The sequence below is a fragment of the Marivita sp. genome (assembly GCF_017643905.1).
Classification (GTDB): domain Bacteria; phylum Pseudomonadota; class Alphaproteobacteria; order Rhodobacterales; family Rhodobacteraceae; genus Marivita.
The window spans coordinates 1-11,758 of the sequence record NZ_JAEPMO010000132.1 but is presented as its reverse complement, the minus strand read 5'-3'; the positions used below and the strand labels follow the sequence as shown (position 1 = coordinate 11,758).

Genomic DNA, 11,758 nt, shown 5'->3' with positions numbered 1-11,758 from the left:
CCGCACGTAAAGCCGCGCAGATTTGACCGGATCAAGCGCGACAACCGTGGCCCGCATCGCTTCGAGATCAAGATCGAAGGAACTGATCGGAAAGTCCAAGGGCAGCATCTGGCGGATGCCATCCGCAACGATGTCGCTCGCGCCATCAACAACCATCATGTTGACCATGAACTCGGGACGGCTTTCCACCTGCGACCGCAGATCGGCATAGGTGTCGATGATCTTCATCCGGTTGTCGTCGTAGGACAGCCACCAGCTGGCGATCCCGAACGTCAGAAGGCACGGCAACCCAAACCGCAGCAAAACGCGGAAGAGCGGCGTCAGCATGAGCCGCTCCATCCGGTACTTCAGGCGCGACGGCGCTGGATCAGGGCGCGCGGTCATCTGTGACATGACGCATCCTCCACCATCCAGCGGCAGAGCTGACCAAAGCTCATTCCGGTATGCGCTGCCTGTTCCGGCGTAAGTGATGTCGGCGTCATGCCGGGCTGGGTGTTGGTTTCAAGCAGGATCAGCCCGGCGAGCCCTTTACTTTCATCCCAGCGGAAATCGGTACGACTGACACCCTTGCAGCCCAGCGCGTTGTGCGCACGAACGGCGTAGTCCAAACAGGCAGCTGTGATCTCGTCCGGGACAGCGGCGGGCAACACATGCCGCGATCCGCCCGGTTTGTACTTGGCATCGTAGTCGTACCAGCCGTCCGTCAGGATGTCGGTCACGCAGAGCGCCCGGTCGCCCACCACGGTCGTCGTCAATTCCCGCCCCGGCGCAAAGGCTTCGACCATCACGGTCTCGGGCATGTCATCGGAAAGCTGGGGAGGCCCATTGGCGTCTTCATTGACGAGGTAGACACCCACCGACGACCCTTCGTTGAACGGCTTGACCACATAGGGCGGCGGCATGACATGGCGCTGCCGGACCTCGTCGCGGGAGGCTAAAACGCTGTCCACCACTGGCAACCCATGGCGGCGATAGACGTCTTTGGTCCGCTCCTTATCCATCGCGAGGGCCGAGGCGAGAACCCCGGAATGTGTGTAGGGAATACCCAGCCATTCGAGCAGGCCTTGAACACAGCCGTCTTCGCCCCAACGGCCATGCAGCGCATTGAAACAGACATCTGGGGATAGGGCGGTCAATACGGATGCGAGATCACGGCCCGCATCGACCTCGTGAACCTCGAATCCTTCGTCCCGCAAAGCGGCGGCGCATTCACGCCCTGTCGACAGGGACACCTCGCGCTCGGCCGAGGGGCCACCCATCAGAACTGCCACTTTCGGGTTTGCCCTGCTCGACATACCCAAAACCGCCTCAAATCATGGGGGTTTGCCCCCATTTCTGCCTGGGGCTGAGCCCCTTGTTATGTTGTGCAACCTGCCCGGCGCACCGCCTTCACCTGCGAGAGTTGGTCCCTCGTCCGGTCGTGCCTTGCAAACCTATGGTTCGCCAACCCGTTTGATTTCCCATTCTAACTCTATTCCAGAGTGCAAGAAAACCTTTTTTCTCACCTCTTCGCCCAATCCTTCAAGGTCCGCCGCCGTCGCTGCCCCGGTATTGACCAGAAAGTTGGAATGCTTGGGCGACATCTGTGCCCCGCCCCGCGTGGCGCCCCGCATCCCGGCATCGTCGATGACCTTCCATGCCTTCAGATCATGCACGTCGTCAGCCTGTCCGGTCGACGAGAACCCCGCCGGATTGCGAAACGTGCTGCCTGCAGTGCGGTCCTTGGTGGGTTGGGTCGCATCGCGTTTGGCCAGTTGCTCTTCCATCCGCGCATGCAGTTTTGCCGGATCACCCGGTTGCCCCTCGAACACCGCATCGATCACGACCGCACCTTCGGGCAAGTCGCTGGACCGGTAGGCAAGGTTCAGGTCGGAGGCGGGTAAAGTCACCACCTCACCCGTCCGCAAAACGGCGCGCACCTCGACAAGGTGATCGGCGACATATGACCCATAGCAGCCCGCATTCATGCACACCGCGCCACCGATGGCACCGGGAATGGTGCGCAGAAAGGTAAGGTCGACGCCCGCATCTGCGGCTTTCCGCGCCACATGAGCATCAAGCGCCGCAGCGCCTGCCGTCACGCGCGTGCCGTCTACGGTGATACTGTTGAAACCACGTCCAAGTCGGATCACAACCGCGCGCAGACCACCATCCCGCACGATCAGGTTGGACCCGACCCCCATTGGAAACACCGGCACATCGGCCGGCAGATCCCGCAGGAAATCAGACAGGTCCTCCAGATCTGCAGGCTGAAACAGCCAATCGGCCGGCCCGCCCACACGCAGCCAGGTGAGGTCGGACAAAACGCGATTTGGGGTCAAATTGCCCCGAACGTCAGGAAGTGTGCTCATGCCCCGCGTTTTGCCCAAAGGGCCGCGGCACGTAAAGCCTCATTCGGCGGGACGCGACACCATCCGCAAGACCCAGGCGATGAAATAGCGCAACGGCCAACGGAAGACGCTTATCACAGCGATCGTGAAGGCGAGGCCCCAGTACAGACCGTCGGACATGTAGACCCAGACCAGGATCGGCGCGCCCAGCGCCATCAGGACATAGGCCCGCCGCCAATGATTGTCCTGCGACGGGATCGCCGCAAGGATCGCCGCAAGAATGATCCAGCAACAGGCTGCGCTGAGGGAATAGCTCATCATTGGGGACGCTCCACCATATGCCCTGTCAGGCGCTTCCATAAATACCGCAACGGGTTGCGAAACATCGACACGAACGCCAGAACCGCCGCGACTGCAGCCCAAAGACCAACCTCATTTGCAATAAGGGCGATCAAGACGGGTGCTGCCAGTAACAAGATCACACCGGGGAGGTACTGCCGCCGCATCGGCAGCATCGCAACAAGTGCAGAGGCGAAAACCCACCCAATCGAGAGCCAAAGAAGCATGGAGGTGCAAGGTCCGTTTATTGTTTCTTGCTCAGCGAGTACAAACGGTTTTGGGCCAAATCACGTCCCGAAAAGGGTGAAGCCAAGGAATTTACGTCTGAGGTGCGTCAGGTTTCGGTCGACCGAAACCACGGATGCGTTGACGCATCCGCCTCGCCCTCAGGGTGCAACTCCCGCCAAAACCCACGCCGCCGCCTCGTCAGCAGCCGCCAACGCGCCCTCAAGATACCCACCCATTTCTGACGCCAGCTCCGTCGCGGCAAAAAGGATCCGGCTGTCAGGCGCAGGCACCAGCGCCTGAGGGCGGCCATAGGCAGGATGATGGGTCAGCGGGCCTCGATCGGCAGAAACCGACGTGAGCGGTTCCTCAGACCAATCGGTGTAAAACACCTCAAACGGCGACGCCGCACGCGGCCCGAACAAGCGCACCAGTTGCGCGACAGATGCGGCAATCACCGCATCCCGTTGACCGGCACGGGCTGTTGCAGGCACCCCTAGAAAGCCGAAGAGAGCGCCTCCGGTGTCGGCGCTGGCGTCGTGGAGTTCTGCCAGAGGGCCACGCTGGCTCGACGCATCCCCGGATAGCCCGTCCTCACGCCAGAAGGCAGTGTCATAGACTGCCACGAACTTGGCGTGACCTGCCATCCAGGTCGGGATACCCCGCAATTCCGACAGCTTGGAGGCCGACAAGTCGGGCGTGAAGTCCAATTCAGCCGCCACCCGCGGCGGCACCGCCAACACGACCTGATCAAAACCCTGCTGGTCACCGTCCGCAAATCCCAGCGTGCCATCACCGAACACCGAACGCACCACGCGGCCCGTCTCGACACAGGCCTCCGGCAACCGCTCAGACAGGCGTTGAACAAGCGCCCCCATCCCACCGCGAACCCGCAATGAGCCCTGCATGGAGGCAAAGCCGCGATCCCGGATCACCGCGCCTTGGGCGGTCTCGTAAATCTGAGCACCCTCCGCGTATTGCGGAAAGACCTCCAGCCCCAAGTTCTGCACCAGCGCAGCCATACGCGGCTGACCCGGCCAGAACCACGACGGGCCTAGATCAAACCACTGCGCCCCAACATGCGCCGTGTTGATCCGTCCCCCCAGCCGATCCCGCCCTTCGAACAGGCGAAACGCGCGACCGGCATCATGCAGTCGGGATGCAAGCGCAAGCCCGGTCAGCCCACCGCCAACAATCGCAACGGTCCCGGTCAAACTCAGGCCAGCGGCGCTTGGGCAAACGGCAGATGCCCCGTCTTCATCCAGAGCCGGGCCCCCTCAGACCCAGCCGTCGCCTGCAAGGGCGTGCCCTCCGGCATACGCAGCCACGACCATCGCACCAGATCATCCGCGCCTTCGCGCAGCGTTCCCTCCAGAACCAGAACTTCGATGCCGCCGGGCGCGACCTCGGTCAGTGCAGACCCCGGTTCAAGCACCACGAAAGACACCACCTCGCGGGCATCGCGGTGCAACTCGGCCCGCGCGATCCCGTCCTGCACCGGCCCAAGCTGCGCCTCCACATCCAACCGAAACTGGGTGCGGTCCTCCAGATCGAACTGCCAGAGCTTGACGAAAATCGTGCAGCCATTTTCCGCGCCGGGCGTGTGCGACGTGGTCGGCGGATTGCGCACATAAGTGCCCGCCGGGTAGTCGCCATGTTCGTCCTGAAACACGCCCTCAAGCACCAGAAATTCCTCACCCCCGGTGTGGGTATGGGCCGAAAAGGCGCTGCCCCGCGCGTAGCGCACAATCGAGGTCGCCCGCGCCACCTCGTCGCCGATCCGGTCCAGCATGCGCCGATCAACCCCCGGCATGGGTGAGGCAATCCACGGCGCGTCCCCTGCGTGAACCACAACCCGTTTGGTGAAATCCGCATTCAGGTCCATCGCGTCGCTCCTGCCCGTCAAATATCGCCCGAAAGGTAGCCGCACCGCATCGCGATGCAAAGCCGCCCCCTGTTCTTCTCTGTTTTTCAAATACCTTGGGGTGAGGCCGCAGGCCGAGGGGCAAAGCCCCTGTTTTCGGTCAACCGAAAACAGGGATGCGTCGACGCATCCTCTTCTCGCCCCCAGCCTACTACGCCAACCGCTCCGGCAGCCCATTCGCCCAGGCGCTGATCGTCCCGGCCCCAAGGCAGACCACCATGTCCCCGGGCCGCGCCTGTTCGCGGACCAACCGCTCCAGATCGTCCTCGTTCAGAATTGCGCGCGCATGGCGGTGGCCGTGGCGGATCAGCCCAGCCACCAGATCGTCACGCGATGCGCCTTCGATCGGGTCTTCCCCGGCAGCGAACACCTCGGCAATGGCGACCACATCCGCCTCGTTGAAGCAGGCGCAGAAATCGTCGAACAGGTTCGACAGGCGCGTGTAGCGGTGCGGCTGGTGGATCGCGATGACGCGCCCCTCGGAGGCCTGCCGCGCGGCCTTGAGCACGGCGGCGATCTCGACCGGGTGATGGCCGTAATCGTCGATGATCGTGACGCCGTTCCATTCGCCCACCTTGGTGAAGCGGCGGTTTACCCCACCAAAGGCTGCAAGCGCCTGACGGATTTCCTCTTTCTTCATGCCCAGATGCCGGGCCACCGCCACGGCGGACAGCGCGTTTGACACGTTGTGATCGCCGGGCATTGGCAGGGTGCAGCCTTCAATGTTGTCGCCCTCGGCCTGCAACGCGATGTCGAAATGCGCGACGCCCTTTTCGTAGCGGAGGTTCACCGCCCGCACATCGGCCTGCGCGTTAAAGCCATAGGTCACCACGCGGCGGTCGGTGACCTTGCCCACCAGACGCTGCACCTCTTCATGGTCGGTGCAGCACACGGCGATGCCGTAGAACGGGATGTTCGACACGAAGTCCTGAAACCCTTGCCGCAGGCGCTCGAAGTCGCCCCAGTGTTCCATGTGTTCGGGGTCGATATTGGTCACGATGCCGATGGTTGCGGGCAGGCGGTTGAACGAGCCATCGCTTTCGTCGGCCTCGACCACCATCCATTCGCCCTGCCCCATCCGCGCGTTGGAGCCATAGGCGTGGATGATGCCGCCGTTGATGACGGTGGGATCAAAACCTCCGGCGACCATTAGCTCCGCCATCATCGTGGTGGTCGTCGTCTTGCCATGTGTGCCCGCAATCGCGATGTTCGACTTGAGCCGCATCAGTTCTGCCAGCATGTCGGCGCGGCGCACCACCGGCAGCCCGCGCTTGCGCGCCTCGTCCAACTCGGGGTTGCCCGGTTTGATCGCGGTCGAGACGACGACCACCTCGGCCCCGTCCAGGTTCTCGGCCCGCTGACCTTCGAAGATGCGCGCACCCAGATCGGCCAGACGGTTGGTGATCTTGCTGGCCTTCAGGTCCGATCCCTGCACCGTGTAGCCCAGATTCACCAGCACCTCGGCAATGCCGGACATGCCGATACCGCCGATGCCGACGAAATGGATGGCCCCGATATCGACGGGAAGCTTGGTGGCGGCGTTCATTCGGTCTGTCCTTCCGGGTCTTGAGGGGCATTCTGGCCGGCCAGCATCTCGACCAGCGCGGCAAGGTCCTGCGCTGCATCGGGCTTGGCTTGCGACAAGGCGGCTTGCGACATTTGCAAAGCGCCCTGCGGATTTTGCAAAACTGCAAGGATCTGCTCGGCAAGGCTGTCGACGGTCAGCTTGCTTTCGGGGATACGGATCGCGGCTCCCGCCTCGACCAATCCACGCGCATTGGCGGTCTGGTGATCGGCGGTGGCGGCGGCAAAGGGCACAAGGATCGATGGCCGCCCGATCACCGAGATGTCCGCGACACTCGACGCGCCAGAGCGCGAGATCACAAGCTGCGCCTCGGTCATCCGCTTGGGCACATCGTTGAAGAAGGGCTGCACATCCGCATCGACCCCCTGTTCGGCATAATAGGCGGCCACGCGTTCTCCGTCTTCGTCACGCGCCTGATGGCTGACCCGCAGGTGTTGCAGGGTCTCAAGTGGCAAGGACGCAATCGCGGGCGGCACCACATCCGACAGGATGCGCGCGCCCTGGCTGCCGCCGATCACGAGGATGGACATCGGGTAATCACCGGGCGGGATATACGCGGCCCCTGCCCGGTCTTTTACAGCGAGCCGGACCGGGTTGCCGACATGCACGCCCTCGACACCCTCTGGCAATTCGGTGGGCCATGTCCCGCAGGCCACGGTTTGCACGTGTTTGGCGAAAAGTGTGTTCACCCGGCCCAGAACGCCGTTCTGTTCATGGATCATCCGCGGTCGCCGCAACAGCCATGCAGCACCCAGCGCGGGAATGGATGGATAACCGCCGAACCCCACCACCACATCAGGCCGGTCGCGCAGCATCCGCCACGACATGGACACCACGCCGCCCAGCACGCGCAGAGGCACCATCGCTTTGGCAACAATCCCGCCCCGCGCGAAGGTCGCGCTGGCCACCTGTTCGATCTCGGTCGAATGCGGAAAGCCACCTGTGTAACGCGCCCCGCGCGCATCGGTGGACAGCTTCACCCGCCAGCCGCGACGCAGCATGACCTCTGCCAGCGCCTGCGCCGGAAACATGTGACCGCCGGTCCCTCCGGCTGCGATGACAAGATAAGGTTTGCGCATAAGTCCCCCGCCCAAGGATTGAAGGACAGAGACCTGCCCCAGAGGCGTTTGTCAACAAACCAAGGGGCGATTCACCCTATATAAAGCCCTTAACGCAGCCGTCCTCGCAAGATATCGCCGATTTCGCCCTGTGGGCGGCTGCGCGTGAAGGCCAGAAGCATGCCGACGGCAATCCCGCCCGCAATCAGAGACGAGCCCCCGTAGCTGACAAAAGGCAGCGTCATACCCTTCGCGGGCAGCAGGCGTACTGCGACACCCATGTTGATCATGGCTTGAACACCGAACATGCAGGCCAGCCCCGTGCCCGCCAGACGGATGAACGGATCGCGTTCCCGCATCAGCCGCACAAGCGACCGCACCACGATGGTCGCGTAAAGCGCGATAATGATGAGGACGAGGACAAGCCCGTATTCCTCGGCCGCGACGGCGATGATGAAATCGGTGTGCGCATCCGGCAGAGACCATTTCACCTGACCTTCGCCCACACCTACGCCAAAGAATCCGCCCTCGCGGATCGCGTTGGTGGCGTAGCCCAACTGCGTGGTCGGATCGACCTCAGGGCTGAGAAAGCCGTCAATACGGCGGGCAAAATGCTCCGAACTCTGGTAGGCGACGGTGCCGCCCAGCACCACAAATCCAGCGAGGACCATCAGCAACAGCATGGGCGCGCCGGCCACGAAATACATCACGCCCCACCCGAACAGCACAAGGCAGGCCTGCCCGAAATCGGGTTGCAGGGCGAGCATCAGGACGATGCTGATGGTGATGGCAAAGGACAGCGTCTTGCCCGGCGGTCCGCCCAGATCCTGACTGGCTGCCAAGAACCATGCGGTCACGATCACGAAAGTGGGTTTCAGAAATTCCGAAGGCTGGATCGACGCAAAGCCCAGTGAATACCAGCGCACCGCACCCTTTCCGAAATCGGTGCCGAAGAACGGCAACAGCGACAACGCGATAAAGGCAGCGGCAAAGCCCAGCACCGCCAGTCGTCGCACCACTATGGGCCCCAGCATGGACACAAAGATCATCACGCACAGGGCAAAACCGCCGAACACCGCCTGTCGCTGCACATAGTGGAACGGCGCAAAGCCGTTGCGTTCCGCCAGCGGCGGAGAAGCCGCCAGTCCCAATAGGATGCCGATGCCGAACAGGATCAGAATGCAGGACAAGGACCACCTGTCGACCGTGCGCCACCATTTCGGCAACACAGGTTCACCCGCGCGGGTGGGAACCGCGCCATAGACCATCTCTGTCATGGTTTCACCGCTTCTTCTGCCTCGAACGCCCGGTTTTCCGGATCTGTAAAGGCACTCTAACCGATATGATTCGAGCGATCCAGAGGAATGATTCGTCCCGCGCCTCTTGCGTGTTCTCCGGTTCCGTGATGGATGCCCGCCATGCAGGTGAACACTCTGATCCTAGGCGCCGGGGCAGCCGGTATGATGTGCGCGGCGCATGCCGGGCCGTCGGTTCTGGTCATCGACCACGCCAAGGCACCGGGCGAAAAAATCCGCATCTCGGGCGGCGGACGCTGCAACTTCACCAACATGCACACCGATCCGGCGCGCTTCCTCGGGCAGAACCCACATTTCCACAAATCGGCGCTCAGCCGGTACACCCAGTGGGATTTCCTCGACCTGGTGGACCGTTACAAGATCGCTTGGCACGAAAAAACGCTGGGACAGCTTTTTTGCGACGACAAGGCGACCCAGATCGTCGACATGCTGCGCACCGAGATGGCGCAGGCTGGGGCGCAGCTTTGGTTACAGACATCGCTTGTCGATCTGAGCCATGATGGCGTGCTGTTCACAGCGCAGTTGGAGCGCGATGGCAAACGCCACAGCGTGACCGCCCGCAATCTCGTATTGGCAACCGGGGGCAAGTCCATCCCCAAGATGGGCGCGACGGGTCTGGCCTATGACATCGCCCGGCAGTTCGGCCATCAGGTCACCGACACCCGCCCTGCCCTTGTGCCCCTTACCTTTTCCGACCAGCGCTTTGCCCCGATCTCCGGCGTGGCAACCCCCGTGATCGCAGAGGCGAACGGCACCGCCTTCGAAGAGGCGCTGCTGTTCACCCATCGCGGTCTCAGTGGTCCGGCTGTGCTGCAAATCTCGAGCTATTGGAAAGAAGGCGACAGTATCAGCGTCAATCTCCTGCCCGGCCATGACCTTGTAACGGCCCTCCGCTCCGCACGCCAAACGCATGGCAAACGCAATGTCACGACGGCTTTGGCCGAAATCCTGCCGGAACGCCTCGTGACCCACCTTTCTGCAGAGCTCGCGTTGAGCGGCAATGTCGGTGACCTGTCGGACAGGCGCATTGACGAACTCACCAATTACCTGCGGAATTGGACGCTGATCCCGACCGGCAGCGAAGGTTACCGCACCGCAGAAGTCACGCTGGGCGGGATAAGCACCGACCGGATCGACAGCAAAACGATGATGTCCCGCGATATGCCGGGCCTCTTCATGATCGGTGAAGCCGTGGATGTTACCGGTTGGCTGGGTGGTTTCAACTTCCAATGGGCATGGAGTTCCGGCGTAGCCTGTGGCCGGGCGATTGCAAAACGGACTTGAAGTTTTACAAAACTTTTACAATTTGGGGCACATGCCCCCAAACCAAGCCCTTTCGTCCTCGCCCTTTGCGTTATTGCGCGGTCCGCTGCGTGATATGTGGAACTTGGTGTCGGGCGGTGGCGACTTCCCCCGTGCGCAAGAGCGCATATGGATCAATCCGATGCAGTTGACCCGCATCTACACCCGCAATCCGGCACAAACACCCGATTACAAGCGGCGTCATTCCGGGATGGTTCTTGCCGGGGACTGGGATCATCACACCGAACCTCTTGACGCGTCATGGAAAGTTGCCGCCTGTCTGGCTCATTTCCGAGATGGAAAGACCTGGGAAGACACCGGAGTCTACGACCGGATGCAGGCCATGATAACCGAGCGCGGTCAGTTCGACAGCTGCCGTACAATGGATGACATTGTCGCGCGATACCAGAAGATCGACGCGCTTTATGCGGATATCCAGAAGAATGGATTCCGTGACGAAACCGTCCGGAAATACGGCGCCCTGCGTCTGCCGGAGGGCGTTTATGTGCATCTGGATCGCGCAGGAAAACCGATCTTCGGGGCCATCGGGAACCACCGCATCGGTATCGCACGGGCCTTGGGCTTGACCCGAATCCCGGCGCAGCTTGGCGTCGTCCATCCCGGAGCGCTTGCCGGCAACACCCTTGATCGTCTTCGCGCCGAACCCGCATGAGCGCTCTTGGCAAGGCAATCTCTGCCGGTGTTCCCGGCAAGGTGGTGCGCGATGTGGTCAACCGCTGGCGGTTTGGGCCCGATGCCCCTCAGAGCGATGAACTGATTTGGATACGCCCGCGGGATGTGACCGATTTCTATAAGGCCGACCCCGCCCATGGCGCACCCCGTTTCCGGCGCAGGCACTCGGGCATGGTGGCTGGAGGCGATTGGGACCTGTCCCGCAAACCCATCGGCAGCCAGATCAAGCTCGACAGCATCCGCGATCATTTCGAACGCGGTGTTGCCTGGCAAGAGACCGATCTTTTCGCCTGGATGCTCAAGCAGATCGGTAAGAAAGGCCGCATCGACGGCTGCCACACCCGCGAGGATCTGATCCTACGCTATGAAGCGCTTGACCGGATTTACGAAGAAGCCAAACGCACAGGTACCTTGCGCCCGCATGGCAGCGTGAACATGACACGCCGCGAACATGGCGGCATTCTCGTGCACATCGCGCGCGACGGCACCCCCCTGCGGGACGGCGGCGGCATGCATCGCTTTGCGATTGCCTACATCCTTGGGCTCGAAAAAATCCCGGCGCAGCTTGGCGTGATCCATGCCCACGCGGTCAAAGCCGGAGTGATGACCGAGCTTCGGAAAGGTCCGGATCGGCAATAAGCTGCCTGTGCGAAAAGGGTGATTGGGAACGGTTTGCAGGTCTCCGGGGTTGACCGGCCAGAGCAACACTGGAGATCAACATGTTCAAATCTATCGCAACAAGCCTTGCCCTTTCTGCTTTTGCAACCGGAGCCTTTGCCGCCCAAACCGTCAGCGAGATTGATGTCTCGGTTGACCTGCCCGCCATCGAAAACAGCGAAGCTGCGCAGGTCTCCCAAGTTCGACAAAATCCGCCGAAATTCGCCTGAATTGAGGGTGGCTGGCTGAGTTATTTCAATGATTTAGCGGTTGTGTTCGGGCAAATTTCTGTAGTCACACACATTGCCTATATTGGTGTTGTTTAGTTG

General features: G+C 61.9%; 13 protein-coding genes and 1 pseudogene. 4 read left to right on the top strand and 10 right to left on the bottom strand.

The genetic code is table 11. The features are described 5' to 3' along the window. From JJ869_RS18125 to ftsW, 10 genes and pseudogenes are all read right to left on the bottom strand, one after another. A pseudogene (locus JJ869_RS18125) lies at positions 1 to 393 on the bottom strand (cell division protein FtsQ); the annotation flags it as partial. Continuing rightward, entirely contained in the window at positions 381 to 1,295 is a 915-nt protein-coding gene (locus JJ869_RS18120; protein ID WP_292269208.1) for a D-alanine--D-alanine ligase, read from the bottom strand. The gene JJ869_RS18120 and the pseudogene JJ869_RS18125, both read right to left, overlap by 13 nt. Positions 1,296 to 1,433: 138 nt before the next feature. Further along, positions 1,434 to 2,351, bottom strand: coding sequence for a UDP-N-acetylmuramate dehydrogenase (gene murB, locus JJ869_RS18115; RefSeq protein ID WP_292269206.1), 918 nt, complete (start codon positions 2,349 to 2,351; stop codon positions 1,434 to 1,436). Positions 2,352 to 2,390: 39 nt separating this feature from the next. Next, the gene (locus JJ869_RS18110; RefSeq protein ID WP_366510475.1) at positions 2,391 to 2,651 is read right to left on the bottom strand and encodes a DUF2484 family protein; all 261 of its coding nucleotides are present in this window, start codon (positions 2,649 to 2,651) and stop codon (positions 2,391 to 2,393) included. After that, a complete protein-coding gene (locus JJ869_RS18105; protein ID WP_292269205.1) occupies positions 2,648 to 2,896 on the bottom strand; it encodes a DUF2484 family protein in 249 nt (82 codons plus the stop codon). Before JJ869_RS18105 ends, JJ869_RS18110 begins: the two co-directional genes overlap by 4 nt. A 159-nt stretch (positions 2,897 to 3,055) precedes the next feature. Beyond that, positions 3,056 to 4,108 (bottom strand): FAD-dependent oxidoreductase, encoded by a 1,053-nt coding sequence (locus JJ869_RS18100; RefSeq protein ID WP_292269203.1) that lies wholly within the window; start codon positions 4,106 to 4,108, stop codon positions 3,056 to 3,058. Positions 4,109 to 4,110: 2 nt separating this feature from the next. After that, positions 4,111 to 4,779: a cupin domain-containing protein gene (locus JJ869_RS18095; protein ID WP_292269200.1), complete on the bottom strand. Its 669-nt coding sequence runs from the start codon at positions 4,777 to 4,779 to the stop codon at positions 4,111 to 4,113. A 190-nt stretch (positions 4,780 to 4,969) separates the two neighbouring features. Then, a complete protein-coding gene (murC, locus tag JJ869_RS18090) occupies positions 4,970 to 6,364 on the bottom strand; it encodes a UDP-N-acetylmuramate--L-alanine ligase (protein WP_292269198.1) in 1,395 nt (464 codons plus the stop codon). Further along, on the bottom strand, positions 6,361 to 7,482 hold the full coding sequence (locus JJ869_RS18085; RefSeq protein ID WP_292269197.1) for a UDP-N-acetylglucosamine--N-acetylmuramyl-(pentapeptide) pyrophosphoryl-undecaprenol N-acetylglucosamine transferase: 1,122 nt from the start codon (positions 7,480 to 7,482) through the stop codon (positions 6,361 to 6,363). The genes murC and JJ869_RS18085 overlap by 4 nt, the downstream gene beginning before the upstream one ends. Before the next feature lie 89 nt (positions 7,483 to 7,571). Further along, complete coding sequence (gene ftsW, locus JJ869_RS18080) at positions 7,572 to 8,738, bottom strand: putative lipid II flippase FtsW (RefSeq protein ID WP_292269196.1); 1,167 nt, start codon at positions 8,736 to 8,738, stop codon at positions 7,572 to 7,574. Positions 8,739 to 8,879: 141 nt separating this feature from the next. Here ftsW and JJ869_RS18075 point away from each other — a divergent pair, with 141 nt between their 5' ends. From JJ869_RS18075 to JJ869_RS18060, 4 genes are all read left to right on the top strand, one after another. Further along, entirely contained in the window at positions 8,880 to 10,061 is a 1,182-nt protein-coding gene (locus JJ869_RS18075; protein ID WP_292269194.1) for an NAD(P)/FAD-dependent oxidoreductase, read from the top strand. 160 nt (positions 10,062 to 10,221) lie between these two features. Then, on the top strand, positions 10,222 to 10,752 hold the full coding sequence (locus tag JJ869_RS18070) for a hypothetical protein (protein ID WP_292269193.1): 531 nt from the start codon (positions 10,222 to 10,224) through the stop codon (positions 10,750 to 10,752). Beyond that, entirely contained in the window at positions 10,749 to 11,411 is a 663-nt protein-coding gene (locus JJ869_RS18065) for a hypothetical protein (RefSeq protein ID WP_292269190.1), read from the top strand. The genes JJ869_RS18070 and JJ869_RS18065 overlap by 4 nt, the downstream gene beginning before the upstream one ends. Before the next feature lie 80 nt (positions 11,412 to 11,491). Then, a complete protein-coding gene (locus tag JJ869_RS18060; protein WP_292269188.1) occupies positions 11,492 to 11,659 on the top strand; it encodes a hypothetical protein in 168 nt (55 codons plus the stop codon). The last annotated feature ends 99 nt before the right edge of the window (positions 11,660 to 11,758 follow it).